Genomic DNA, 26,426 nt, shown 5'->3' with positions numbered 1-26,426 from the left:
AGGTCACCGGTGCTACGCAAGGTCGGTGGCGCCGTGTTCACCCTCTTCGGGGTGGCCGTTGCGGTCTTCCTCATGCTTCGGGCCATTCCTGGAGACCAGATCACGGCCGCCTACGGTCTCGAAGCCGCGGCTCTGTCTGCGGATCAGCGGGCCGCGCTCGAGGTCTACTACGGGCTGGATCAGCCGCTCATCGTGCAGTTCTTCACCTGGCTCGGCGCGATCTTCACGGGGAATCTCGGATTCTCGGCGCGCGCTCAGCAGTCCGTTCTCGAGATGACGGCGATGGCGCTGCCGGTCACCATCGAGTTGGCGGTTCTGTCGATCATCATCGCGTTCGTGATCGGTGTGCCGCTGGGTATGCTCGCTGCCGCACGTCCACATGGCGTGCGCGACTGGTTCGGACAAGCGGTGGGTCTGGCAGGGCTCGGGGTTCCGGCGTTCCTACTCGCCACCACGCTGCTCGCGCTCTCCGCGCAGCTGGGGGGTTTCAACCCGAACGGGCTTGGCTTCGCGCGTCTGTGGGAGGACCCGTTGCTGAACCTGCAGCAGATGCTCATGCCATCCCTCGTGCTGGGGTTCGGCATCGCTGCTCCGATCATGCGCACCACCCGCACCGCGGTCCTTGAGGTGCAAGGACTGGACTTCATTCGCACTGCCCGCGCCAAGGGTGTACCGCCGCGCCGTCTGCGGCGTGACCACGTGCTGCGCAACGCACTCGTGCCGATCGTGACCATCACCGGCATGCAGTTCGGCTATCTGCTCGGCGGCGCCGTCGTCGTCGAGCAGATCTTCTCGTTGCCCGGGATCGGTCGGCAGGTGCTGCTCGGTATCAATCAGAAGGAGTACGCCGTGGTGCAGAGCACCGTACTCGTCATCGCCTTGCTGTTCGTGATCGTGAACCTGCTCACGGATCTGCTCTACCGCAGGATCGACCCGAGAGTGCGTGCCGGATGAGCGCCACCAGCACCACCACCACAGCGCCCGCCCGGGCGAACGGGCTCACGCTGCGCGCCTTGGCGCACACTCCCAGCGGGCTCATCGGGCTTGTCATCGTGACGGCCTTCCTGGCGCTCGCGGTTGCTTCCGCGCTCGGTCTCGTGGGCGACCCCGCGGCCCAAGAACCGACTGCACGCCTCCAAGCACCGTCGGCAGCTCATTGGTTCGGCACCGACCAGTTCGGACGAGACGTCTTCGCCCGAGTCGCATCGGGCGTGGCGAACTCCGCTGTCGTGGCGTTCATCGCCGTCGGCTTCGCCACCGTGATTGGTGGTGTCGGCGGCATCGTGTCCGGCTACCTGCGCGGGGTCGGGGACACCGTCATCGGCGGTCTCACCAATGTGCTGTTCGCGTTTCCACCGTTGCTGCTCGCCCTGACACTCGCCTCAGTGTTCACCCGGAACTGGTTCACCGTCGCCGTGGCCATCGCAGTGGTCTACACGCCCATCTTCGTCAGGGTCACCCGTGGCCCAGTCCTGTCACTGCGGGAGGTGGACTACGTCAGCGCTGCCCGCGCCACCGGCATGAACGCCGTCGGCATCATGGCGAGGCACATCCTGCCCAACATCACGGGGATCCTCATCGTGCAGATCACGCTGTCGCTCTCCTGGGCCGTGCTCACCGAGGCCGCCCTCAGCTTCCTCGGATTCGGGACGCCCCCGCCCGCCGCGTCCCTCGGCTCGATGGTCTTCGACGCGCAGACCCTGGTGGTGGCCGCCCCGTGGACGATGGTGTCGCCAGGCATGGTGCTCATCGTGCTGATCGTCGGGCTCAACCTGCTGGGCGACGGTTTGCGTGATGCCCTTGACCCCCACCGCAAAGGACGATGACCACCGTGAATCTCGACCCGCTCACCACGGAGGCCGCCGACCTGCGGTACTCCCGCATCGACACCCTCGGAGTTGCCGAGCTCGCCACGCTCATGAACGAGGCCGACCAGACTGTGCCACAGGCCGTGCATGACGCGCTCGGCCAGATCGTCCCGGCGATCGAGGCGATGACTGACCGGATGCTCGGCGGAGGGCGATTGATCTACGTCGGGGCAGGCACTCCGGGCAGGATCGGAGTGCTCGATGCCTCGGAGATTCCACCCACCTTCTCCACCCGCGATCGGGTCCTCGGCATCATCGCAGGTGGACCCGTGGCGATCGTCGATGCCGTCGAGGGCGCGGAGGATGATGCTCAGGGCGGTGCTGCAGCGATCGACGAGGCAGGCGTGGGACCGCTCGACTCGGTCGTCGGAGTGGCGGCGAGTGGTCGTACCCCGTTCGTCATCGGCGCGGTCCGGCGCGCTCGGCAGTTGGGCGCTCTGGGGATCGGGTTCTCCTGTAACGAGAAGACGCCGTTGAGCGAGATCGCCGAGCGCGCCATCGAAGTGATCGTCGGTCCGGAGCTCATCAGCGGGTCGACCCGACTGAAGGCTGGGACTGCGCAGAAGCTCGTCCTGAACATGTTCTCGACCATCGCGATGGTCAGGCTGGGCAAGACGTACGGCAACCTCATGGTGGAGTTGCGCGCCTCGAACGAGAAGTTGCGTGAGCGCGCCACCCGGATGGTCATGCAGCTCACTGATGCCACGTACTCGGCCGCCCGGGAGACCCTGGAGGCGGCGGACTACTCCGTACCGGTCGCCGTCGTATCGCTGCGACGCGGACTGGTCGTGACTGATGCTCGAACAGCGCTCGACGCTGCGGACGGACATCTGCGTGCTGCCCTGGCGACGGAGGTGACGCGATGAGGATCCTCGGGCTGATCTCGGGGACGTCCCACGACGGTATCGACAGTGCCGTCGTGGAGTTCACTCCCGAGGACGGTGGGCTACGTGCGGACGTCGTTGCCCGCGGGGCGACGCCGTACGACGAGCAGTTGCGTGCCGAACTGGTCGCTGCGCTTCCACCGGCACCGACCACGTTGGCGGACGTGACGCGGCTCGACACCCGCATCGGGCAGGCGTTCGCCCGGGCGGCGGCCGACGCGATCGACCAGGCAGGCCCGGTCGACCTCATCGTCTCGCACGGACAGACCGTGTATCACTGGGTCGACGACGCCAGGGTGCTCGGGACCGCGCAGATCGGACAGCCCGCCTGGATCGCCGAGGGCACCGGGGCACCGGTGCTGTCCGACGTGCGCATCCGTGACATCACTGCGGGCGGTCAGGGAGCCCCGTTGGCCTCGACTCTCGACTCGCTCGTACTGGCTGGCCGAGCCCGAGCAGGCGGGCCGCGTGGCCGCGTGGCCGCGTTGAATCTCGGCGGAATCTCGAACGTGACGGTAGTCGGCGACGGCCCCCCGCGCGCCTGGGACATCGGACCTGCCAATGCGCTCATCGATGCCGTCGTCCACGCCGAGCGTTTGCACCCGGCCGGGTTCGATGCCGGCGGTGCGATCGCCGCGACCGGTGAGGTGGACACCAGGCTGCTCGAGGAGCTCCTGGGCGAGCCGTACTACGCGCAGGTGCCTCCCAAGAGCACCGGGAAGGAACTGTTCCACCTCGACTACGTCCGGGACATGGTGGGCCGATCCGGTCAGACGACCCACGGAGCCGACCTTGTTGCCACGCTGACCGCCCTGACGGTGCGCACCATCGCCGACGCGCTCCACCACGAGCAGCTCACCGAGTTGTTCGTCTCCGGCGGGGGTGTCCACAATCGCGTCCTCATGGATGGCCTCGCGGCAGGATTGCCAGGGGTCGCCGTCCAGACCACCGACGTCCTCGGTCTGGGCGCAGACGAGAAGGAAGCCGTGCTGATGGCCCTGCTCGGTTGGCTCACCTGGCACGGTGTGCCGGCCAGCGTTCCCAGCGCTACTGGTGCCTCGGCTCCCCGGCTCCTCGGCTCGCTCACCCCCGGTGCCGGACCGCTGCGTCTCCCGGAACCGCAGTCAGCGCCGGACTTCCTCCGCCTCGGCACGGTCGCTCGCGAAGAAGGCGAGTAGGGCATGTCCGAGATCGCGACGCTTCGCACCCATCCCCTCAGCGTGCCGCTGCGTGGACCGTTCGTGACCGCCCAGCGCACCGTGACAACACTGGACACGCTCGTGGTCAGTGTGACGGATGCGGATGGACGCATCGGCTGGGGAGAAGCCGCGCTGAGCTGGCAGGTCACCGGCGAGAGTAGCGCCGGCGCTGAGGCGGCGATATCTGGCCCGATCGCGGCCGCCGTCGTGGGACTACCGGCGGACGACCCGTCGGAGTGGGGCGCGGCCCTTGCGCGCTCGGTCGTGCGGAACAGTGCCGCGAAGGCCGCCGTTGACTCCGCACTGTGGGATCTCGCCGCGCAGGCCGCCGAGATGCCGCTGCACCGACTGCTCGACCCCACGTCTGGTTCTGCCGTTGTCACGGATATGACCGTCGCGGTTGCCGACGACGAGGAAGTGCTCCGCGACGCGGCTCAGCATGTGGAGGCGGGTTTCGGCACGCTGAAGATCAAGCTGGGCCTCGACCCGGAGCGAGATGATCGCATCATGCGCGCACTGCGGGCGGGCCCTGCCGGTGCGGCGCAACTGCGGGTGGATGCGAACCAGGGCTGGACGGCTGAGGACGCGATCAGGATCATTCGCGGCTGGGAGGAGGACGGACTCGACGTCGAACTGGTCGAGCAACCCACGCCGGCTGACGATATTGATTCGCTCGCTTGGGTGACCGCCGCCGTCACCACACCGGTACTTGCGGACGAATCACTCTGGGGTGCCCGCGATCTGCGGGAGATCGTACGGTTGGGCGCTGCGGACCTCGTGAACATCAAGCTCGCCAAGTGTGGCGGTATCACGCCGGCCCGGGAGTTGGTGTCGCTCGCTGCTGCCTCGGACGTGGGTGTGCTGGTGGGGTCCATGCTGGAGTCGGCGGTAGGGATCTCAGCCGCTGCCCACCTCGCCGTCACCCTCCCGGGGGTCGTGCACGACCTTGACGCCGGCACGTGGCAGCAGACGTCGCCCGTCGAGGGCGGGGTCGGGTACGAGGCCGACCAGATCGTGCTGACCGAGACCGCTGGCCTCGGGATCGATGCCCTGGTGCGGGAGCCTGCATGACCGGCGACGACCTCCTCGCCCCGGCGACTGCCGCCGTCACCGCTGAGCGTGCGGGTGCCCACGCGCCCCCGGGTGCCTCCTTCGCAGTGCTCGAAGGGAATGAGCGCCACGTCGCGGTCAGTGGCACAGCCGACCTGCGCACCGGTGAGGCATTGACCGAGAGCCATGTGCACGACCTGGCCTCGGTGAGCAAAGTGCTGACCACCCTGACGTTGCGCAGACTGTTCGTTGATGGTGCCTTGTCGGCGACCGACACCCTGGGGCATGTGCTCGGCACCCGGGCGGGTAGCCATGCAGATGTGACCCTGGACGAGGTGTTGCGCCACCGGGCGGGGTTCGTGGAATGGCGGCCGCTCTACCTCGTTCCCGGGGTTGAGGAGGACCCTGCGGCGACGTCGTTGTCGACCCCGCCGCGATATGCGCCCGGCTCCGGGCGGCATTACTCCGACCTCGGTATGCAGGCCCTGGGTGCGGTCATCGCGCGGACGGCGAGTATGCCGTTCGCCGCCGCAGTTCGGCACCTCTTGCTCGATCCGTTGGGTGCGTCATCGGTGACTGCCGGTGCGCCGCCTGATGGGTCGCCAAGCGTGGCCGGGGCCGATGGTGACGCCATCGAACGTGAGATGGTGCGCAGCGGTGTTCCATACCCGGTCGACGCGGACGCCGATGCCTTCCACTGGCGCACGGAGACCGTGCGCGGAGCTGTCGGTGACGGCAACGCGTTCCACGCCTTCCGAGGTGCGGCCGGCCATGCCGGGTGGTTCGCCGACGCTGACGGGCTGCTCCGAATCGCCGCCGCGCTGGCCGATCCGGAACGGTACGGACTCGGTTCCGCCAACTCCCTCGCGGCCACCGTCGATGCGGGCCAAGGCCAGGGAGTGCTGGTGCGGTGGTTGCCGTGGCGGGGCCGGGATCGTCTCTTTCTGGGACACGGTGGGTTCACAGGCACGTTCATCGCGGCTGCACCTGCGACCGAGGGAGCCCCCGAGGTTCTCACCGTCCTGCTCACCAACCGTCTGCACGGCCGACCGGGACCGGGCCGAGGCCGTCTTGTCCCGTCCGAGACGCTCTGGAGAGGGGCAATGTCGCACGCTGACACCCTGCTGCACCCCACGACGACGGGAGACCGACCGTGACCGATCCCTTGCTCTCCGTGCGCGACCTTCGCGTCACGTTCGACACGCCTGCGGGACCGTTCGAGGCCGTCAAGGGCGTGACGTTCGACGTGGCCGCCGGCGAAACTGTCGCCATCGTCGGCGAGTCGGGCTCAGGTAAATCCACCGTCGCAGCGAGTATCAATCGCCTGCTGGCGGGAAACGGCCGCATCTCCGGCGGCTCGATTCAGTTCGAGGGGCGAGAGCTCACCGAACTGCCCGAGCGTGAACTCATCACGCTTCGCGGTGCGGGAATCGGCCTCGTCCCGCAGGACCCGATGTCGAACCTCGACCCGGTGCACACCGTGGGAGCGCAGATCCTCGAGGCGCTCGAGGTGCATGGGAAGGGGCGCGGGAGTGCCGGCCGGCGACGCGCCGTCGAACTGCTCGAGATGGTGGGCATCCCCGATCCTGAGCAACGCTACGACCAATACCCGCACGAGTTCTCCGGCGGTATGCGCCAGCGTGCCCTCATCGCCATGGGCCTCGCATGCGAGCCGCGGCTGCTCATCGCGGACGAGCCGACCAGCGCACTCGACGTCACCGTGCAACGACTCATCCTCGACACGATCGAAGAGCTGACCGCGAGCACGGGGACGGCGATGATCCTCATCACGCACGACCTGGCGCTTGCCGCTGAGCGGGCGAGCCGGGTACTGGTGATGTTCCGTGGTGAGCTGGTGGAGGCCGGCCCGGCCCGGCACCTCCTGGAGAAACCGGAGCACGCGTACACCAAGCGGCTCGTCGCTGCCGCGCCCAGTCTGGTCTCCGTGCCGATCGTGGACGCTCCTGGTGACACCGGCCCCGATGCCACCCTGGTCAGCGTGGCCGACGTGGGCCGGCGCTACCGACTTCGTGGCGCCGCGCGCGGTGCGGAGTTCTGGGCGGTGCGCGACGTCAGTTTCACCATCCCGCGCGGGCGCACGGTCGCGATCGTTGGTGAGTCCGGGTCGGGAAAGTCGACCACCGCAAAGATGCTCCTCGGTCTCGAGACGGCCTCGGAAGGAACGATTCGGATTGCCGGCCATGACGTCTCGACCTTGCGCGGCCGGAAGCTCCTCGCAGTGCGGCGCGAGGTCCAGCCGGTGTTCCAGAACCCGTTCGCCTCGCTCGACCCTCGGTACACCATCGCGGAATCGATAGCAGAACCCCTGCGGGTGCACCGGATCGGTGACAAACGATCCCGCCTTCTTCGGGTGCGTGAGCTACTGGAGCAGGTCGCTCTGCCATCTTCCCTGGCCGAGAGCTTGCCGCATCAACTCTCCGGTGGGCAACGCCAGCGGGTCGCCATCGCCCGGGCCCTCGCCCTGGAGCCGGAGCTGGTCGTACTCGACGAGGCGGTCTCCGCTCTCGACGTGCTGGTGCAGGCCCAGATCCTGGAGCTTCTCGTCGATCTCCAGCGCAACCTGGGATTGAGCTACCTCTTCATCAGTCACGACCTGGCAGTGGTGAACATGATCTCCCACGAGGTGCACGTGATGCAGAGCGGCCGCATCGTGGAGTCCGGCACACCGGACCAGATCTTCACGTCACCGCAGCAGGAGTACACCCGAGAACTGCTCGCCGCGATCCCCGGCACGACCTTTGCCTAGGTGGCGGGTCAAGTCGTCGGCTCAGTCCAGGTGCGCCACCTGCTCGTCGCACCGGAGCGGGCTGACACGCGGACCTGAGCCCCGCCGGTGGTGAATCGTTTGTGCGGACCTCTGCCATCCGCACTACGATCGCGAGGATGGTGACGTTACGGGATGTGGCTGCGCACGCCGGCGTGTCGGTCTCGGTGGTCTCCCGGGTGCTGAACTCTGACCCCACGATCCGGATCAGGCCGGAGACCCGGGAGCGGGTGGTGGAGTCCGCCCGGCTGTTGCGTTATGCACCCAACTCGGCCGGGCGGTCGCTGCGCCGAGCCCGCACCCACTTGCTGGCGCTGGTTGTTCCGGACGTCACCAACGCCACTTTCACCGACCTGGTGAACGGGGTGGAGACCCGGGCACTGGATCACCACTACTCGGTGCTGCTCGCGTCCAGCCCGCGGATGCAGCCGGGTAGCGACGGTTTCAACCGCCTGCTGAGTGAGCGCCTGGTCGACGGCGTGCTGCTGCAGAAGGATGACAGCGCCCCCACCGAACTGGTCTCCCGCGCCCTCTCGCACCCCGAGCGGACGGTGATGATCAACTCCGGACCGGTCGAGGGCGTGCGCTCGATCGCGATCGACGACGTGGCTGCCGGTGCGCTCGCAGCCCACCACCTGCTCGAGCTCGGACACACCTCGATCGGATACGTCGGGGGCGTGCCGGCCTCCGACACCAGTGCCCGCCGTCAGCAGGGCGTCGAGAACGCGCTCACCGAGGCCGCACTGACCCTCTCGCGCGAGCACGTCACCAGCCTCGGCTACACCTACCGCTCGGCTCGTGACGCCGTTCGGATCCTGCTCAGCCGGGACCCGCGCCCCACGGCGCTCGTGGTCGGCAACGTGAACGCCGGGATCGGGGCGCTCACCGAGGCCGCGCAGATGGGGATCGCGGTACCGCGCGAGCTCTCGGTGGTGGCGATCCACGACATCTGGCCGGCCATCACCTGCGCCCCGGCGCTGACCACGATCCGGCTGCCGATGGAGACCCTCGGATCCACAGCCGTGGACATGCTTCTCGACGGTGCCGGGGCCGAGCATGTCGAGACGGTCAGTCGCGTGGTGGACGATCCGGCCCCGAGCTGGTGCTGCGGGAGTCCACCGGGCCTGCCCCTGGGGTCTGAGTACTCGCCGGCCTTCGCCAGTCACGCCCCGCGGCGACGTGCCCGGCATCCGGGAGCGGGTGGCCGCCTGCTCACCCCTCCGGCAGTGGATGCCCACCCGCCTGGCCGGCCTCGTGCGCCGCCTCCAGCACGGCCATGGTCCGCAGCACGTCGCGCACCGATGTCGGCAGCGTCGCCGACTCCCCAGTGGCACGGCGTTGTAGTGCCCCCATCGAGCCGATGAAGGCGTCCGGGAACCAGGAGCCGGCCACCTCGATCTCCCGCCACCCCTCACCGGTGGTGATCTCCAGCAGGTCGGCCCCACCGCGCGGGTAGTCCAGCAGCAACCCGAGCTCGGCACGGATCGCACCCTCGGTGCCGTGCCACAGCACTGCCGCCTCCTGGTGCGACGCCCCGAACGAATGATCGTGGTTGGTACTGATCGTCACCCGCAGCGGGCGGCCGGCGTAGTGCAGCAGGTACCCGGTCCGCGTACTCGCCAGCTCCTTGTGCGGGTGCGGCACCGTCACTGCGCTGACCCCGGTGGGATCCCCTACGAAGGAACGCACCAGGTCCACGTAGTGCACCGAGTGCATCGGCATCTCCATGCGCTCCAGTCCGAACACGCTCGGGAACAGCTCCCACGGTGTCTCCACCCGCACGAGCACCTCGAGGTCGATCAGCTCTCCGATAGCGCCCTCGGCGATCAGCCGGCGGGCCGCCACCACGTGCGGGGCGAACCGCAACTGGGTGTTCACCGCGGCCACGAGCTGCTTGCGTTCGGCGATCGTCACCAGCTCACGTGCCTGCGCGTAGGTGTAGCCGAGCGGCTTCTGCAGCTGCACGGCCGCCCCGTCTGGCAGCGCGTGCAGGATCGCGCCGAACGCGTCCGGCATCACGGCGACGTCGTAGATCGCGCCGGTTCCGTGGGCGGCGACCGCCTCCTCCAGCCGGTCGTAAGTGGTGGCGATCCCGAAGTCGGCCGCCAGGGTCTGGGCGCGCTCGATATCGAGGTCCACCAGCGCCGCCACCGGCATGCCCGCCTTGCGGTAGGCCGGCAGATGGGCGTCTCGGGCAATACCGCCCGCGCCGATCACCACGATCGGCAAAGTGCGCTCCGGTGCATCGGCGAGATAGGCCGGATCCGGGTGGCGCTCGAGCCCGGCTCCGTCCGGGGCAGCGCTCACGTCGGCACCCCGTACACCCGCGCCGCCGTACCGGTGCGCAGGGCCGTCTGCTGGTCAGGCTCCAGTTCGCCGACGGCGCTCAGCAGCACAGCCAGCGTTGCCTCCGCGCCGCCGAAGGCCGTGCACACCGGCCAGTCGGTTCCCACCATCAGCCGGTCGGGCCCGAACAGCTCCACGGCAGTGCCGAGCACCGCGCGCATCTGGTCCGCGCTCGCCGGTCCGCCGGAGGCGTAGATCCCGGACACCTTCGCCACCGTGTTCGGGCAGCTCGCGATCTCACCCAGCTGCTCCCGCCACAGATCGGCGGCATCGCCCCCGTCCAGCGCCGGAGTGCCCAGGTGATCGAGCACGAACGTCTGGCTGGGGTGCTGCCGCGCAAGGGTGAGGAGATTCTCCCGGTGGCGAGGCAGCGTCGCCACCACGTCCAGCGGCAGCCCGGCGGCACCGATCAGGTCGATGCTGCGGCGCTGCTCCGCCCCCAGGATCCAGTCCGGGTCCGGCCGGTCGTGGGTGAGGTTGCGCACGCCCACCACTCCTGCTGCCGGACTGGTCAGATGCTCGGCCACCGTGTCTGGGGCCTCCAGCGGCAGGTAGACGACCGCACCGGCGAAGCGCGGCTCCGTGGCCACCAGCTCGAGCAGGTACTCGGTCTCGGTCAGGGTCTCGTCGGCCTGGACGAGCACCGCGCGGGCGAACCCGTGCTTGGCCAGCATGTCCAGTGCCTCGGACGGGAGGTGGTCGCGCCGCAGCAGCTCCGGCGCCTGGTCCAGCCAGCCGTAGCCGGACCGCCGGTGGTCCCACACGTGCAGATGGGCGTCGATCACGACTCTCCTCGCTTCGTCACGACGTACAGGTGCACCAACGACAGCACCGTATCGCCCCGCTGATTCGTCACCGTGACCAGTTCGTCCACCCGGCCCAGCTCGGGACGCCTGGGGTGATCGGAGATCGCGGTGATCTCCGCCGTCACCGTGATCGTGTCCCCGATCAGCACGGGCTTGATGAACCGGATCCTGTCGTAGCCGTAGCTCATCGCCTGCGGATTCACGTCCCCGGCCGTCATCCCCACGGCCACGGCGATGATCAGCGTGCCGTGCGCGATCCGGCCCCCCAGACCCGCCTCCTCCACGCACCAACGTTCGTCCATGTGGTGCGGGAAGAAGTCGCCGGACTGGCCGGCGTGCAGCACCACGTCGGCCTCAGTGATCGTGCGCCCCAGAGTCTGACGCACCTGGCCGACGGCGTAGTCCTCGGCGAACTTGTCAACGATCTGCATGTGTCACTCCCAGGGTGGCGAACATCGGGTCCAGGTCCTCGAGCACAGCGGCGGCACCCTCGCGCTCCATCAGTCCCCGGTGCACCCGTGCACAGGCCGCGTTCTGCACGTCCATGTACCCGGGGTGCGGCGGTCGCAGGCTCGCCAGCTCCAGGGTGCGGCGGGTGCCGCCGAAGAAGTCTCCGGTCCGCTCCGCCAGCGCCACGTCCTCCCACGCGTCGACGTGACCCGGTTGGCCGCCCGCCTCGGCGTAGACCCCACGCTGCACCGCGCCCGTCCCGGCCCAGCAGGCGAAGGCGAGCGCCTCGTCACGATGGACGCCGTGCGCCGAGACCGACAGGCCCGCGCCACCGAGCATCGAACCACGCGGCTCCCCCTCGATCGCCGGGATGTCCGTCCACGCGAGCCGGTGCGGCCGGAACCCGGGCCGGGCGTAGGTGACGTAGCCGTACAGCAGCGGCGCGTAGCACCACCGATCACCCGTGGCCAGCCGTTCAGAGGTCTCGATCGGGTTCTCGGCACTGCACTCCGCGGGCACGAGGTCCCGCAACCGGCCCAGCACGTCCCACGCCTGCGCGAAGGCGTCCGGATCCCCGAAACGTCCCCGTCCGCCGTCGTAGCCCTGCACACCCGAGGTGAGCGTGAAGGTCGAGGCGAACGCATCGATCGGCTTGTACGGCCAGAGCACGACGGCGTCCCTCGCCAGGTCCAGCACGTCCGCCCAGGTGCGTGGCGGCTCGGGCAGCAGGTCCGGCCGGTAGGCCGCCACCTGCGCGGCGGCATCGATGGCCAGGCCGTACTGCGCCCCCTGCCACCGGTAGCTCTCGTAGGAGCGGCCCACGTATGCAGCGGGACCTTCGCCGTCGGGAAGGGGGGCCAGCAGGCCCTCATGGGCAGCGTGCGCGATGTGCGGGTGATCGATCACGAGCAGGTCGAACTGCGCCGTCAGGGACTCCAGCCCCTGATCGGCGAACGCCTGCAGCGACCGCTTCTCCCAGACGATCTCCACGTCATGCTCGGATGCGTAGGTGCGGGAGGCGGCAACGATGCTGTCGAAGCCGCGCGGATGGTCCCAGGTGATGCCTCGCAGGGTGAGGGTCATGATGCCCGCTCCGCCGGCGTCAGCTCGCTGCGCAGGCGCCCGCTGTCCTGGCCGAGCGAGGGTGCGGCGCTCGCCGAACGGGGGCGGACGCCGTCGATGCGCAGTGGCGAGCGGGTGGTGGTCACCTCGGTGCGGGTGCCGTCCGGCTCGGTACGGTGCAGCGTCTGCACCATGTCGATCCGGCGGAAGCCCTCATGCTCGACCAGCTCGTCCACGGTGTGCAGTGGCGCGCACCAGATGTCGGCCTCGTCCAGGATCGTCAGCCACGCGGCGGTGGTGTCGGTGCGGAGCCGGTCGGCGATGAGGCCTTCGATCCGGGAACGCTCCTCCCACCAGGTCTGCGGGGTGGTCATCGCCACCAGCTCGGGGATCTGCAGCAGCTCACCCACGCGCGGTACCGGGTTCATCGCGATCGAGAGGTACCCGTCCGCCGTCGGGTACACCCCGTAGGGCGCCGGCAGGTAGCTGTGCGCACTGTGCGGGCCGCGCACAGGTTCAGTGAGCGCCGCTGGATCGGTGAGGCGGACCGAGAGCATCTCGAACTGCATGTCGACCATCGCCTCCAGCAGGGAGGTACGCACATGCCCGCCGATTCCGGTGCGCAACCGCCGCAGCAGCAGCGCAGTGATGCCGTGCGCCAGGTGGCAGGAGGCCAGGTGGTCGGCGATGGCGATGCCCATGGGGCTGGGCTCCGGGTCGGCCTGCAGCCAGGGCACGCCCGCGATCGACTGGGCGAGCAGGTCCTGGCCCGGGCGGTCGCGCCACGGTCCCTCCTCGCCGTACCCGGTGATCGAGCCGTAGACGACGCCGGGGTTGGTCGCGCGGACGGTCTCGTAGTCGAGCCCGAGCCGCTCCATCACACCGGGCCGGAAGTTCTCCACGACCACGTCCGCCCGGTCCACGAGCTCACGGACCACAGCGAGGTCGCCCGGGTCCTTCAGGTTCGCGGCCAGGCTCTCCTTGCCGCGGTTCATCGCGTGGAAGGAGACGGTGTCCGCACCGGCCTTCGCGCCGGCGAACGCGAGGCCGCGGCCGATGTCGCCGAGGCCGGGGCGCTCGATCTTGATCACCCGTGCCCCGAGATCAGCCAGCCGCAGCGCGGCGACGGGGCCGGCGAGGAACTGGCTGAAGTCAAGAACGAGGAAGCCCTCGAGCGGGTCCGGAATCGGTGCGGATGCGGTCATGAGTGCGACTCCTCGGTGGTCAGGTGCACCGGCTCGTCCGGATGGAGGTCGAGCTGCCATGTGCTGGTGCGGTATCTCGCCGTCACGGTCTGGGGGTGGTCGGAACGGAGCGTGGCGTTGCGCAGCGTTCCCGCCGACCAGTGCAGGTCGACGGTGATCCCGGTGCGGGCCCGCAGGCCCCGCACGGTGCCGTCGGGCAGGTCCGGTGGGAGTGCAGGCAGCAGGTCGAGGGTGCCGGTGTGCGACTGCAGCAGCGTCTCGGCGATCGCGGCCACGAATCCGAAGTTCCCGTCGATCTGGAACGGTGGGTGCGCGGAGAACAGGTTCCGGTAGAGACCGCCACGCCAGCGCCCGCCACCGGGTTTCGGGGTGACCTCCACGGCACGACGCACGAACAGATCGAGCAGCCGGCCCACCGCCTCCGGCTCACGCAGGCGTGCACGCATCGCCATCTTCCAGGCCAGCGACCAGCCGGTGCCTTCGTCGCCGCGGGCGTCGAGGCTGCGGCTGGCTGCGGCGGCCACCTCGGGCGTCGGCGCCTGGTCGGCGGGGTGGATACCGACGAGGTGGGCGATGTGGCGGTGGTGTGGATCGACCATCCGCTCCACCTGGGCCCATTCGCGCAGCAGGCCGGTGGAGTCGGTGCCGATCGGGGCGATCCGAGGGAGCGCGCGGGCCACCTCGTCCAGCAGCGCCTCGTCCTGCAGGCCGTACTGCTCGGCCAGACGCAGCATCGAGCGCAGCAACTGGCGAGCCAGTTCCAGATCCATGGTGGAGTCGGAGGCGACGGAGGAGGAGCGCCCGCCCTCGACGACGAACCTGTTCTCGGGCGAGGTCGAGGGGGAGGTGCCCAGGGTGCCGTCGGGGCGGGGCTCGAGCCAGTCGAGCACGAAGCGTGCCGCACCCCGCAGGGTCGGCCAGAAGCGCTGGGCTGCTGCGTCGTCGTGGGAGAAGGCGAGCCGGTCGGTCAGGTGCGAGGTGAGCCACACGCCGGCAAACGGCCAGAACGCCCAGGCGGGGTCATGCGTGCCGTCGCCCATCGGGTCGGTGAAGGCCCAGATGTCGCTGGCGTGGTGGGCCACCCACCCGGAGGAGCCGTAGATCCGCTCGGCCGGTTCGCGGCCGCGTTCGGCCAGGGCCTCGACCAGGTCGAACAGGGGCTCGGCGCACTCGGCCAGCCCGGTGGTCTCGGCGAGCCAGTAGTTCATCTCGGTGTTGATGTTCATCGTGAAGGTCGAGCTCCACGGTGGCTGCATGCGCTGGTTCCACACGCCCTGCAGGTTCGCCGGCGTCCCCCCGGGGCGGGAGCTGCAGATCAGCAGGTACCGGCCGAGGTGGAACAGCAGTGCGGTCAGCTCCGGTGCCGCGCCGGCGTGGGCACCCTCACCGTCCTGGACGGCCGCGAGCAGGGCATCGGTGTCGCCGATGGTGCTGGTGTCTGCGGGTTCGCCCGCACCAGCCGTCGCCCGATCGGCTGGTGCGCCGAGCTGGAGCTCGGTGCGGTCGTAGAGCTCGCGATGCGCCTGTTCGTGCGCACCGCGCACCGCCGCCACGCCCCGAACCGCACACTGCTCCGCCACCTCGCTGCACGCGGCGCGGGCGGCGGCGAGCGCCTCGTCCACATCGCCCGTCGGCTCCTGGCCCAGCCGGGTGAAGGTGGTGCGGACGGCCAGGATCAGCGTTGCGTCGCCGGCCACCTCCAGCACCACCCCGTCCGGGGTGGTGCGAGTGCGGACCTCGCCGCTGAGTGCGTGCAGGGCCACGGCCGCCTGGACGCCGCGTGGTTCCTCAGCCCAGCGGATCGGGTCCGGGTCACGCTGGACGGCGGGAATCACGTCATCCGGGGCACGCAGGATCGCCCAGGCCCCGGTGCCCTCGGTTCCGCTGCGCTCGGTGCGCAGCGGGGAGTCGAGCGTGAAGCTGATCGGCCGGCCGCCGGCCGAGACCTCGAGCACCAGCGCATCGGCCGGAGCGCTGGTGAAGGCACGCTGGGCGACCGGACCTGCTGGTGAGGCGGCGCTCGTCCACGAGATCGCCGAGCGCAGGTCGAGTCCGCGGCGGTGCGAGGCGGCGGTGGTGGCGTGGTCCCGCTTGGGCACGACCTCGGCCCGGGGTGCTGGTTCGTGCGCGGAGGCGACCGCCCGGCGCAGCCGCGCGAGCGGCTGGAACGCCTGCGGATACGAGTACTGCAGCGCCTGCAGGGCCTCCTCGGCCCCGACAGGGTCACCCGAGGTGAGCGCTGCGCGCGCCGAGCGGATCGCTGCCCGGGCTAGCTGCGCCGTCACCGGGTGCTCGCTGGGGCGACGCGGTGGACCCGACCACACGGTCCCTTCGCTGAGCCAGATCAGTTCCTCCTCCGCGCCGCCGTAGACCATGGCGCCGAGGCGGCCATTGCCCAGAGGCAGGGCGTCGACCCATTCCGCAGCGGCGGTGCTGAACGAGAGCCCGTGGACATGCATGTCCGAGGCCACCTCGGAAGGTGGGTGAGCAAAGGAGAACGTCGACGGCACTGTCACCCCAGGGAATCGTTTCAACGAGTTGCGGACACTCTAGCCGGTTCTCAGTGGCCTCTGGCAAGCCGTTCTGTGACTTGTTATTCAGGCATGTGAACGAGATTGTCGGCTCGAGGGTTGCGCTCCTCGATGATCGGTGGCTAGCATCCAGACAAACGATTCACCGGACGATGAGGTCATGGTTCACGCAGCCCAGCGCAGGCGGGCGCACCACGCCTCGAGACTGCTCGAGAGGAGCCACCCGTGGTGCACACCGGACTGGGTACCGCCAGCGCGGCGCCGCCGGCGGTTCCCTCGTCAGCCGTCCGCGAGGCCCCGACGTCACGTCGCTGGTCCGGTGGCCGTCGTGGCCGTCTTCGCCGGTCCATCCGCCGGCACTGGCAGCTGTACCTGCTGGTCATCCCGCCGCTGGCTTACTTCCTGATCTTCCAGTACGTGCCGATGGGCAACGCTGTCATCGCGTTCAAGGACTACAACGTGGTCCAAGGCATCTGGGGCTCGCCGTGGGCGGGGTTGGAGTATTTCCAGCGGTTCTTCGACAACCCGATGTTCACCACGGTGGTCAGCAACACCTTCCTGCTGAGCCTGTACGCGCTGATCGCGAGCTTCCCGATCCCGATCATCCTCGCGCTCGCGCTGAACGAGATCCGGGCCCGGTTCTTCAAGCGGACCGTCCAGATGGTCACCTATGCGCCCTACTTCATCTCCACGGTGATCGTGGTGTCGATGGCGATCCTCATCCTTTCGCCCCGCATCGGACTCGTGAGCGACTTCACCGGGTTCTTCGGCCTGCCCGCCACGGACTATCTCGCTCAGCCCGACTTCTTCCGTCACGTCTACGTGTGGAGCGAGGTCTGGCAGACGGCCGGTTACTCCGCCGTCATCTACCTGGCGGCGCTCGCGGGCGTCGACCCCGGCCTGTACGAGGCGGCGAAGGTGGACGGTGCGAACCGGCTACAGAAGATCTGGCACGTGGACCTGCCGAGCATCACCCCGACGATCGTCGTCGTCCTGATCCTCTCCGTCGGCAGCATCATGGCGGTCGGCTTCGAGAAGGCCTTCCTGCTGCAGAACCCGCTGAACCTCTCCCAGTCCGAGATCATCGCCACCTACACCTACAAGGTGGGTATCCAGAACGCCGACTTCAGCCTGGCCACCGCCATCGGGCTCTTCAACTCGGTGATCAACCTCGTGCTGCTGGTCGGGGTCAATATCGTCGCCAAGCGCGTGACGGGGAGGGGGCTGTGGTGAGCGCCGTGCTGACCCAGCGAGCTCGCCGCACCCGCAGGAGGCGGGTGCGGGAGTCGCCCGTCGACCGTGTGTTCCTGGTGGGCGTCTACATCCTGCTCGCGACGTTCCTGCTGGTGGTGCTGCTGCCCCTGTGGTACATCCTGGTCAGCTCGTTCAGCAGCCCGGAGGCGGTCTCCGCCGGCCGGGTGTTCCTGTGGCCGGTGGACTTCACGCTGCGCGGGTACGAGGTGGTCTTCTCCAACCCGACGATCCTCACCGGCTTCGCGAACTCCTTCTTCTACACCGTCGTGGGGACCGTGATCAGTGTGACGCTGACGGTGATGCTCGCCTATCCGCTCTCCCATTCAGGTTTCGCCGGGCGCAAGGTGCTCACGGGTGCGGTGGTCTTCACCATGCTCTTCGCCGGAGGGCTGATTCCCACCTATCTGGTGGTGCAGGCGCTCGGCATGCTGGACACCAGGTGGGCGCTGCTCATCCCGAAGGCGGTAGCGGTGTGGCCGGCGATCCTCGCCATCACCTACTTCCGGACCGCCATCCCGGACGAGCTGCGCGAGGCGGGCGAGATCGACGGCGCGAGCGACCTGCGCATCCTGTGGAAGGTGGTGCTCCCGCTCTCGGCCCCGATGCTGGCGGTGATCGCGCTGATGTACGCGATCGTGCAGTGGAACTCCTACTTCGACGCCCTCATCTACCTGCGCGACGACAGCCTGTACCCGCTCCAGCTGGTGCTGCGGAACATCCTCATCCTCAACACCGACGCCGGCGCCGACGTCACCGCAGCGATCGAGCGGCAACAGCTCGCGGCCCTGCTCAAGTACTCACTCATCGTGGTCTCGACGGTCCCGATGATGCTCATCTATCCGTTCGTCGCCCGCTACTTCACCCGAGGCCTGCTGCTGGGCGCGGTCAAGGGCTGAACGGATGCACCTCGCGTCACCGAAGACGGTGGCACCACCTCACGACGAAGAGAGGCATGACATGACACGCACCTACCGCAGGTCCGCGGCGGTTCTCGCTGTCGGTGGACTGGCACTGGGGATCAGCGCCTGCGCACCCGGTGGTGAGGAGGAGCCCACCGATGACGGCGTCATCACCATCTACAGCCAGCAGGGCCCCGACAGCGACCTCAACACCAACTCCTTCACCCTCATGCTGGAGGAGGAGTTCGGCGTGGACCTGCAATTCGAGACGACCACGTGGGACGCCGCAGCGGCGTCGGAGTCACGGCAGATCACGCTCGCCAGCGGTGAGTACCCCGACGCGTTCCTTCTGATCCCCTGGGTGGACCAGTTCACCCAGGCCGAGCTGCTCAAGTTCGGCGACCAGGGGCTGGTCCGGCCCCTGAACGACCTGCTCGACGAGAACGCGCCCAACCTGCAGTCCGCATGGGCCGACACCCCAGAGTGGGAACGGCTCGCCACGGCACCTGATGGGACCGTCTGGGGCCTGCCGCAGTGGAACGACTGCTTCCACTGCACCTACCCCTCGAAGCTGTGGCTGAACTCCGCATGGCTCGAGAGCCTCGGGTTGGAGCGGCCGACCACGCCGGAGGAGCTGCGCGACGTGCTGACCGCCTTCAAGGAGCAGGACCCGAACGGCAACGGTCAGGCCGACGAGGTGCCACTGTCCGGATCACCCGGCGGGAACTCGGTGCTGCCGTTCCTGATGAACCCGTTCGTCTACATGGCCACCTCCAGTGTGGATGGCTCCGTGCCGGGCTCGCTCGGGTTGCACGGTGAAGATGTGACCCTCCAGCCGACGCTGGACGGGTGGCGTGACGGCCTGCGCTACGTGAACTCGCTGTTCGAGGAGGGCCTTGTGGACGAGGCCGCGTTCACGCAGAACCAGGACGCGCTGCTCGCGCTCGGTGACGTCGCCGGCGACCCGATCCTCGGCGCCGCAACCGTCGGCCACCCCGGTGTCTTCGTCACGGTCGGCCAGGAGGACGGCCGCGACACCAACTACGACACCCTGCCCCCGCTGACCGGCCCGAATGGCTCGCCCGCCTCGGAGGTGAGCTCCTCCTCCGCCGGTGCCACCTTCGTCATCACGAACAACGCGACCGACGAGGAGGCGGCCACGCTCGTGCAGATGGTCGACTGGATGATCGACTACGACAACCACCTGCGTGCCGAGTGGGGTGAGGAGGGCGTCGCCTGGGACTACGCCGAGGAGGGTGACGTCGCGTTGAACGAGGATCTCGAGCCACTCTACGTCCGGCACCGGTTGAGCGGCGCCGACGAGACCGAGAACAGCAACTCGTCCTGGGGCCCGCTCGCCCAGTACTACGGCAGTCAGGAGTTCCGTCAGTCGCAGGTCGTTCCCGAGGACATCTACGACCTGTCGGGCTACGAGCGCCGCCTCTTCGAGGCGACTCAGGCGTACGCCGAGAACAGCCCCGAGAACGCGTTCCCGTACTGGAACCTCTGGATCCCGGACGAGGCCGCCAGCGAGCTCTCGACGGTCCAGACCAACGTCGAGTCGCTGGTGCTGCAGGCCAGCGCCGAGTTCGTCACCGGGGTGCGTGACATCGACGACGACGCCGCATGGCAGGCCTTCCAGGACGAGCTGGTGGCCAACGGCAGCGACCGGTACGTGGAGATCTACCAGGAGGCCTGGGACGCGGCTCAGTGATCCCCTGACGCAGGTGCCCGGGCCGCGTACGGCCCGGGCACCGGTGCGTTCAGTCCAGGTGCGCCACCAGCTGCGGAGCCAGGCCCACATAGTCGGCGGGGGAGAGGGCGAGCAGGCGAGCCTGGACGTCGTCGGGCAGGCCCAGGCCGGAGATGAACTCCCGCATCGCGGGCCCGTCCACGCGACGCCCGCGGGTGAGCTCCTTGAGTCGCTCGTACGGGTCGGCCATGCCCTGGGCGCCGGCGATCCCTGCGGCCCGCATGGCCGACTGCACGGCCTCGCCGAGTACCTCCCAGTTGGCGTCGAGGTCGGCGGCCATGGTCGCGGCGTCCACGTCCAGCCCGGCGAGCCCGCGGCGTACGTTGTCCAGGGCGAGCATCGAGTGCCCGAACGCTACCCCGATGTTGCGCTGGGTGGTGGAGTCGGTGAGGTCGCGCTGCAGCCGGGAGGTGACCAGGGTGGCCGAGAGCGTGTCCAGCAGTGCGCAGGAGATCTCCAGGTTCGCCTCGGCGTTCTCGAACCGGATCGGGTTCACCTTGTGCGGCATCGTCGAGGATCCGGTGGATCCCTGGGCGGAGAGCCGCTGGCGGAAGTACCCGAGTGAGATGTAGGTCCACACGTCGGTGGCGAGATTGTGCAGGATCCGGTTGAAGCGCGCCATGTCCGCGTACACCTCGGCCTGCCAGTCATGGCTCTCGATCTGCGTGGTGAGCGGGTTCCAGGTGAGGCCCAGGTGCTCCACGAACGCGCGGGCGACCTGCTGCCAGTCGGCATCCGGCACCGAGACCGTGTGCGCCCCGTAGGTGCCCGTGGCGCCGTTGATCTTGCCGAGGTACTCGGCCGCCTCGATCCGGCGGATCTGCCGGCGGAGCCGGTGCGCGAGCACCGCGAGCTCCTTGCCGAGGGTCACCGGGGTGGCCGCCTGTCCGTGCGTGCGGGCCAGCATCGGCACATCGGCGTGCTCGCGGGCCAGGTCCGCCACCGCGTCGGTGGCACTGCGTGCCGAGGGCAGCCATACGTCGGTGACGGCGTCGCGCACCGTGAGCGCATAGCTCAGGTTGTTGATGTCCTCGCTGGTGCAGAAGATGTGCACGATCTCCGAGACCTGCGGAAGGACAGTCTCGCCGAGGGTGTCCGGGGCGGAGGCCAGGCGCCGCTTCAGGAAGTACTCCACCGCCTTCACGTCGTGCAGGGTCTCCCGCTCGATCGTGGCGAGCTCGGCGATCTCCTCGGCACCGAAGGTGGCGACGACGTCACGCAGGTAGGCGATCTCGGCCTCGCTCAGGCCCGGGGCGCCGGGCAGGATGTGGTTCGTGGTCAGGTGGATCAGCCACTCCACCTCCACGTGCAGCCGGGCGCGGTTCAGCGCCGCCTCGGAGAGGTGATCCACCAGCGGGGCCACGGCTCCGCGGTAGCGGCCGTCCAACGGGCCGAGGGCGATATCGGGCAACTCGGCGAAGGGAACGCGCTCCATGATCACATCATCCCAGACCCTGCCCGACCCCCCGAACCTGGCCGACGCCGCGCCCACACCGCCACCCTGCTACGAGAGGGCGAGCATCGCCGTCGCGACGTCGTCGGCTGACGCGCTGGGGATCGCCGTCGAAGCGCCGTCGAGAACGAGCAGGCGCGCACCGGGGATCTCGCGGGCGAGCGCTTCGCCGTTCCCCACGGGGAAGAACGGGTCGCGGCGGCCGTGCACCACGAGGCTCGGCAGCGTGATCTCGGCCAGCCGCTCGCGCCAGCGTGGGGTGCAGTCCAAGCCGGCGAACACCATGCCCAGCTGGTTCGCCATGTGCACCGCCGGCGCCGTGCCTGGCGTGCGGTCCCAGATGCGCCCGGCCACGGCACGGGCAGCGGCAGGGTCGTCGCCGAGGATCTCAGCGCCCTTGGCAGCGAACGCTGCCACCGCCTCGCGATCGGACCAGTCGGGCATCGGGCCGGAGAACAGCCGGTCCATCGTTGCCTCATCATGATCGGGCAGGTCGTCATCGACCGGTCCCGGGGCGACGGATCGGGTTCCGGCCAGAGTGAGTGCGCAGAACGCGTCCGGGTGGTCGAGCGCAGCGACCTGGGCCACCATCCCACTGACGCCGATACCGGCTAGGTGCGCCGTCCGGTGGTCGAGCTCACGGGCGAGTGCCGCCGCGTCTGCGGCGAGGTCGCGCAGCGTGTACGCCGGACTCTCGGGGTCCGAGGTGAGCGAGGCGCCGGAGTCGCGCAGGTCGTAGCGCACCACGTGCCGACCGCCGAGTGCGAGAGCCGCGCAGAGCTCATCGGGCCAGGAGAGCATCGTGGTGCCGCCCGCGCACAGGACGAGCCGGTCCGCCGGGTTGCCGAACTGCTCGATCCCGAGCCGCACGCCGTTCACCTCGACCGTGCCGACAGTACGGGGCTGGGGCGAGTCGGTCGTCGGATGCATCATGAACCTCCACGGGTGGCGTTGCGGGACTCTTCATCACGATGGACTACGGACCGGGTGCGAACTCATCGGTGCCGCGGCGAAGTCGGTCGGACCGCCACGACAGGTGCTCGGGAGCGGAGTGATGGTCCGTCGATGACCACCCGCCCGCACTCGCCGGGGATCGAGTGCTGCCCATTTCGCGAATATCTCACCAGGTGAGCGAGATTGGCCGCACTCGCGGAGTGGGGGTCAGAGGTGCGGGGTGGGTCAGCGGTAGCGGGCGGCGGCGGCGAGGGCGGCCTGGGCGTACCCGCCGCCGAACAGCACCGTGTGCACCAGCAGCGGGTTGAGCTGGTGCAGCGCCACCCGCTCCTGCCAGCCGTCCGCCAGCGGGGAGACCTCCTGGTATCCCGCGAGGATTTCGTCCAGGTGCGGAGTACCGAACAGGTCCAGCATCGCCAGGTCGGTCTCGGCGTGCCCGCCGTGCGCGGTGGCGTCGATGAGCACCACCTCACCCGGATCGCCGTCACCCCAGAGCACGTTGCCGCTCCACAGGTCACCGTGCAGTCGCGCGACGGCGGTCCCTCCGGTGCGCAACAGGCCAGGTTGTGCGTGGTCCAGCTCCCCCGACCGCAGCCGCTCGGCCACTGCCTCGAACACGGCAATCTCAGGGTCACGGAACGCGCCGGCTTCCGCTGCCCTGCGCACGTAGGGCAGCACCCGGGCCTCGGCGTAGAACTCACCCCACGTCGCGGCCTCCGAGCCGGGCATCGGTGCCCCGGCCATGAAACCGCCGGTGGACCCCGGGACGTACCCGAAGGAGGGCGCCCCGGCCGCATGGGTGCGGGCCAGGGCGGCGCCGAACGCGTGAGCCATCGCGGCACTCCCGCCGCCGGTGCTCACGTGCTCCAGGTCGAGCAGCCCCGGCTCAGCGTGACGCACCTGCGCCACGCGAGCTCCGCCGTCGGGCTGGGCCAGCCAACGCAACCCATCGGCCTCGGCGAGGGCGGCGTCCGGATGCGGAAAGTCGGTCTTGCGCCAGGTCCTCATCAGCGCCCCGCCAGCTCCGTCTGCACGTACCGCACGATGCCGTCGACGGCGGCACTCACCTGCTCGTACACGGTCTCGAAGTCGCTGTGCTCGCCATAGTAGGGATCGGCCACGTCCGCACCCTCCGGGGCGTCCGGGTCGAAGCTGCGCAGCAGCCGGATCTTGGCGCGTGCCGTGGCGTCGGGGGCCAGCCGGCGCAGGGCGCGTTCGTGACTGCCGTCGAGGGCGAGCACCAGGTCCAGCGCGGCGAAGTCCTCGGCCGCGAACTGGGTGGCCTGGTGCCCCACGAGCTGATGACCGTTCGCGGTCAGTACGCGATGGGTCCGGTGGTCGGCGTCGTTGCCGAGGTGCCAGGCACCCGTTCCCGCCGAGACCACCTCCACCCGGTCACCGAGTCCCGCCGCCTCGAAGGCGTCGCGGAGTACCGCTTCGCCCATCGGGGAACGGCAGATGTTTCCGGTGCACACGCACATCACAGAGTACGAGCCAGTGCTGGCTGCGCGGATCGATGTCACCGCGTCACATCCCCGAGATCTGGTACTGATACTCCTCGACACCCGTCCCGCGTCCGACGACGTTCGCTCCGTACATGTTCGCTGCCTTCCTCAGCACGGACGCGAAGCGAGACACGGAGGGAATAGTCAGGTCCACGGGGACGCCTGCCGAAGTGCTGCCCTGAGCACGCACTAACGCATCGCCACGCAGACCGTGCGGTGTTGGGAGGCTACGAATCCCCAGAGACCGAAGGAGATCTGCGCGGCGCTTGAGCGCCTGAGCCACGATTGAGGACAGCCACCCATCGATAGCGCGCAATTGCTCCTCATCGTCAACGAGCGGAAAGTACGACATCACGCCTGGGTAGCGCATACGTCGAATTGCGCCTCGCTGGAACTCACGCACTCGTTCCTCGGTCAAATTTCCGTACAGGTAGCGGCGGAGTTGCATGATCATGACCTGGTAGTCGCGGTCGATCGGATCTTTGACACGTCCAGGGTTGAAAGTCATCGCTTGGAGCGCTTCGAGCAGGTTGGACCAGACGAGGTACTGCATGCGGGACTTCATACGCACGACGACCTCGTCTCGCAGACCGATGCGCCCGCGCGAAAACCTGTAGCCGACGAAATTTACTTCGGAGGTCGGCGTCATTTCCGTCGGCTCCCCGGTGGGAACGAATAGGCGGATGCCGTGCGACTTCTTTAGATTGATCTTGGCGCCGATTTGCTTGCTTTCACGGTGCAAGATGTTCGCCGCCTGACTGATCTCTTCATAGCGCCTCGACCAGATCAAGGTGTCGTCTGCGTAACGGACGAAACTCACACCCATTCGTTCTAGTTGGCGATCGACGTCCCAGGCGGCAAGATTTGCGAGGAACAGAGATATCGACGTGCCCTGTGGCAAGCCGCGACCGCTGCGCATCTCTTGGGCCTGGGGGTCGTACGCTCCGTGCTGAAGCGGAGCCTGCAGGAATGCCTTGATGACCTGTCTCTCGGCTGGTGTCGACAGAAGGAACTCGCGCGAAAGCAGATCCCAAACGTGATCGTGTGAGATCGAGCCGAAGTAGTCCGAGAAATCGTACTCAGCAACGTAAATTCGGTCGTCCGTACCGAACTCGCTCGAGACGTATTGGATGGCGTCGTGAGTCGAGAGGTCCGGTCGATACGCGTAGGACCGGGCGCTCATCAGCGCGGCGTTCTTGCCCAGTAAAGAGTAATAGATGGTCTTCGAGACGACCGCGTCGACGATCTGGAAGACCGACACTATTCTCTTTCCGCCGTCCGGCTTCGGAACGGTGTGTGCGTATGGCGGGCGCGGTCTGTAGTCCTTGTTGACCAGTGCGAGGTTCACCGCCCGGACGATCGCAGGGGCGTGCGCGCGCACATGGTAGGGGTTGAAGCCAGAATCAAGCGTCCAGTATGCCGGGCGCTGGAGGGCTGCCTTGCCTGGTACGGTGCGGCGGAGCCGACGCACATCGTCGTCGCGCATCCGCCTCATGTACTGCTCTTGCTTCCGGATCAACTTCGCACACTCGGTTTCGAGCGCGGCTACGGTTATCCGGAACACCAGGCCTCCCGTTCAACGTGGGGGGGCGGCTGGGTCGGGGGGAAAAGTACGCTCCGCAGCGACTGCATCCCATCGGTGGGCAGTCTCAAGGCGCGTTCCCGCGCGTCAGCCCGACACCAAGCCTCCCCAGCCCTGCTGGGCACGTCGATCGTATCCGAAGACCACGACCTCCGGTGCACACCACGCTCAAGCGATACGACACGGGCTTTTCCTCCAGGTTGACATCACGGGAGTCCTGACAAGTCTCGGACGGTGAGCAGGCTGTTGCCGTGGCGGTCATCGCGCTCCACCTCGTCCGTCTCGCGGAAACCGAGCTTGAGCAGGACCCGGCGGGAGGCGAGGTTCCAGTCCCGCACCCCTGCCCACAGCCGGCGATAGCCCGCCTCACCTGCCCATGTCACCACAGCCCGAGCGGCCTCGGTGGCGTACCCGCGGCCGTGCGCCTCGCGCAGCAGCTCGTACGCCAGCTCGGGTTCGGCCGGTGAACCGTGCCCGTGGGCGATCAGTCCGCAGTAGCCGATCACGCTGCCGGTGTCTTTCCGCTCGACTCCCAGCAGGCCCGGGGTCCTGCCGTCGGTGATCGTCGCGGCGACCTCGGCGACGGAGGGGTGGCCCTCGGGACTGATCCGACGGTGGGCGGGCACGCGCGGATCCCGTTCGGTCCACAGCTGGTGGTAGACCGCGGCGTCATCTGCGCGTTGCGGCCGCAGCAGGAGCCGCTCGGTCTCCAACGCGTTCAGCACGGGCCCTTCATGCATGCGCTTCATTGTGCCCCCGATCGCAGGTGGGCTGTCCCCAGCGGATAGCCGATGCGCCACCGTCCACAGCCCCTCCGCCGCCCCGCCGCAGCGATCCGGC

At 68.7% G+C, this 26,426-nt stretch carries 22 protein-coding genes and 1 pseudogene; 11 read left to right on the top strand and 12 right to left on the bottom strand.

Translation table 11 applies throughout. The features are described from left to right. Positions 1-9 precede the first annotated feature (9 nt). The 8 genes and pseudogenes from BLU77_RS12905 to BLU77_RS12870 form a co-directional block, all read left to right on the top strand. Positions 10-954: an ABC transporter permease gene (locus tag BLU77_RS12905; protein ID WP_245708847.1), complete on the top strand. Its 945-nt coding sequence runs from the start codon at positions 10-12 to the stop codon at positions 952-954. Next, entirely contained in the window at positions 951-1,826 is an 876-nt protein-coding gene (locus BLU77_RS12900) for an ABC transporter permease (protein ID WP_089773535.1), read from the top strand. The genes BLU77_RS12905 and BLU77_RS12900 overlap by 4 nt, the downstream gene beginning before the upstream one ends. Next, positions 1,823-2,734, top strand: coding sequence for an N-acetylmuramic acid 6-phosphate etherase (gene murQ, locus BLU77_RS12895; protein WP_089773534.1), 912 nt, complete (start codon positions 1,823-1,825; stop codon positions 2,732-2,734). The genes BLU77_RS12900 and murQ overlap by 4 nt, the downstream gene beginning before the upstream one ends. Then, a complete protein-coding gene (locus BLU77_RS12890) occupies positions 2,731-3,930 on the top strand; it encodes an anhydro-N-acetylmuramic acid kinase (RefSeq protein ID WP_089773533.1) in 1,200 nt (399 codons plus the stop codon). The genes murQ and BLU77_RS12890 overlap by 4 nt, the downstream gene beginning before the upstream one ends. Positions 3,931-3,933: 3 nt before the next feature. Continuing rightward, positions 3,934-5,022 (top strand): mandelate racemase/muconate lactonizing enzyme family protein, encoded by a 1,089-nt coding sequence (locus tag BLU77_RS12885; RefSeq protein WP_089773532.1) that lies wholly within the window; start codon positions 3,934-3,936, stop codon positions 5,020-5,022. Beyond that, complete coding sequence (locus tag BLU77_RS12880) at positions 5,019-6,158, top strand: serine hydrolase domain-containing protein (RefSeq protein ID WP_089773531.1); 1,140 nt, start codon at positions 5,019-5,021, stop codon at positions 6,156-6,158. The genes BLU77_RS12885 and BLU77_RS12880 overlap by 4 nt, the downstream gene beginning before the upstream one ends. Next, the gene (locus BLU77_RS12875) at positions 6,155-7,768 is read left to right on the top strand and encodes an ABC transporter ATP-binding protein (RefSeq protein WP_089773530.1); all 1,614 of its coding nucleotides are present in this window, start codon (positions 6,155-6,157) and stop codon (positions 7,766-7,768) included. Before BLU77_RS12880 ends, BLU77_RS12875 begins: the two co-directional genes overlap by 4 nt. A gap of 137 nt (positions 7,769-7,905) precedes the next feature. After that, a pseudogene (locus BLU77_RS12870) lies at positions 7,906-8,838 on the top strand (LacI family DNA-binding transcriptional regulator); the annotation flags it as partial. A 160-nt stretch (positions 8,839-8,998) separates the two neighbouring features. Here the strand turns inward: BLU77_RS12870 and BLU77_RS22675 are convergent. Genes BLU77_RS22675 through BLU77_RS12840 form a run of 6 tightly spaced genes read right to left on the bottom strand, consistent with a single transcriptional unit; the run spans position 8,999 to position 16,171 of the window. After that, positions 8,999-10,093, bottom strand: coding sequence for a Gfo/Idh/MocA family protein (locus BLU77_RS22675; RefSeq protein ID WP_245708846.1), 1,095 nt, complete (start codon positions 10,091-10,093; stop codon positions 8,999-9,001). Next, a complete protein-coding gene (locus tag BLU77_RS12860) occupies positions 10,090-10,917 on the bottom strand; it encodes an amidohydrolase family protein (RefSeq protein ID WP_089773528.1) in 828 nt (275 codons plus the stop codon). The genes BLU77_RS22675 and BLU77_RS12860 overlap by 4 nt, the downstream gene beginning before the upstream one ends. Further along, positions 10,914-11,369 (bottom strand): MaoC family dehydratase, encoded by a 456-nt coding sequence (locus BLU77_RS12855; RefSeq protein ID WP_089773527.1) that lies wholly within the window; start codon positions 11,367-11,369, stop codon positions 10,914-10,916. The genes BLU77_RS12860 and BLU77_RS12855 overlap by 4 nt, the downstream gene beginning before the upstream one ends. Beyond that, entirely contained in the window at positions 11,356-12,471 is a 1,116-nt protein-coding gene (locus tag BLU77_RS12850) for an extracellular solute-binding protein (RefSeq protein ID WP_089773526.1), read from the bottom strand. Before BLU77_RS12850 ends, BLU77_RS12855 begins: the two co-directional genes overlap by 14 nt. Continuing rightward, on the bottom strand, positions 12,468-13,655 hold the full coding sequence (locus tag BLU77_RS12845) for a CaiB/BaiF CoA transferase family protein (protein ID WP_089773525.1): 1,188 nt from the start codon (positions 13,653-13,655) through the stop codon (positions 12,468-12,470). The genes BLU77_RS12850 and BLU77_RS12845 overlap by 4 nt, the downstream gene beginning before the upstream one ends. Then, on the bottom strand, positions 13,652-16,171 hold the full coding sequence (locus tag BLU77_RS12840) for a glycosyl hydrolase family 95 catalytic domain-containing protein (RefSeq protein WP_089773524.1): 2,520 nt from the start codon (positions 16,169-16,171) through the stop codon (positions 13,652-13,654). The genes BLU77_RS12845 and BLU77_RS12840 overlap by 4 nt, the downstream gene beginning before the upstream one ends. A gap of 240 nt (positions 16,172-16,411) precedes the next feature. On the opposite strand from BLU77_RS12840, the gene BLU77_RS12835 reads away from it, so the two are divergent. From BLU77_RS12835 to BLU77_RS12825, 3 genes are all read left to right on the top strand, one after another. Beyond that, positions 16,412-17,419: an ABC transporter permease gene (locus BLU77_RS12835; protein WP_245708845.1), complete on the top strand. Its 1,008-nt coding sequence runs from the start codon at positions 16,412-16,414 to the stop codon at positions 17,417-17,419. After that, positions 17,416-18,336, top strand: a complete 921-nt coding sequence (locus BLU77_RS12830) for a carbohydrate ABC transporter permease (RefSeq protein ID WP_217632449.1) — start codon at positions 17,416-17,418, stop codon at positions 18,334-18,336. Before BLU77_RS12835 ends, BLU77_RS12830 begins: the two co-directional genes overlap by 4 nt. A 61-nt stretch (positions 18,337-18,397) precedes the next feature. Then, positions 18,398-20,053 carry a type 2 periplasmic-binding domain-containing protein gene (locus BLU77_RS12825; RefSeq protein ID WP_175477093.1) on the top strand — a complete coding sequence of 552 codons (1,656 nt, stop codon included), beginning with the start codon at positions 18,398-18,400 and terminating at the stop codon, positions 20,051-20,053. A gap of 49 nt (positions 20,054-20,102) precedes the next feature. Here the strand turns inward: BLU77_RS12825 and purB are convergent, their stop codons facing one another. The 6 genes from purB to BLU77_RS12795 form a co-directional block, all read right to left on the bottom strand. Beyond that, complete coding sequence (gene purB, locus BLU77_RS12820; RefSeq protein WP_089773522.1) at positions 20,103-21,527, bottom strand: adenylosuccinate lyase; 1,425 nt, start codon at positions 21,525-21,527, stop codon at positions 20,103-20,105. A 69-nt stretch (positions 21,528-21,596) separates the two neighbouring features. Then, positions 21,597-22,475 carry an alpha/beta fold hydrolase gene (locus tag BLU77_RS12815; RefSeq protein ID WP_089775734.1) on the bottom strand — a complete coding sequence of 293 codons (879 nt, stop codon included), beginning with the start codon at positions 22,473-22,475 and terminating at the stop codon, positions 21,597-21,599. Positions 22,476-22,724: 249 nt separating this feature from the next. Beyond that, positions 22,725-23,507 carry a fructosamine kinase family protein gene (locus BLU77_RS12810; protein WP_089773521.1) on the bottom strand — a complete coding sequence of 261 codons (783 nt, stop codon included), beginning with the start codon at positions 23,505-23,507 and terminating at the stop codon, positions 22,725-22,727. Next, positions 23,507-23,980 carry a low molecular weight protein-tyrosine-phosphatase gene (locus BLU77_RS12805; protein WP_089775731.1) on the bottom strand — a complete coding sequence of 158 codons (474 nt, stop codon included), beginning with the start codon at positions 23,978-23,980 and terminating at the stop codon, positions 23,507-23,509. Before BLU77_RS12805 ends, BLU77_RS12810 begins: the two co-directional genes overlap by 1 nt. Positions 23,981-24,026: 46 nt before the next feature. Further along, a complete protein-coding gene (locus BLU77_RS12800; RefSeq protein ID WP_175477092.1) occupies positions 24,027-25,490 on the bottom strand; it encodes a reverse transcriptase domain-containing protein in 1,464 nt (487 codons plus the stop codon). Positions 25,491-25,792: 302 nt separating this feature from the next. Next, entirely contained in the window at positions 25,793-26,326 is a 534-nt protein-coding gene (locus tag BLU77_RS12795; RefSeq protein WP_089773519.1) for a GNAT family N-acetyltransferase, read from the bottom strand. Positions 26,327-26,426: the final 100 nt, after the last annotated feature.

Origin of the sequence: Ruania alba (assembly GCF_900105765.1) — a bacterium.
GTDB classification, from domain to species: Bacteria; Actinomycetota; Actinomycetes; order Actinomycetales; family Beutenbergiaceae; genus Ruania; species Ruania alba.
This window is presented reverse-complemented; position numbering and strand designations above follow the sequence as displayed.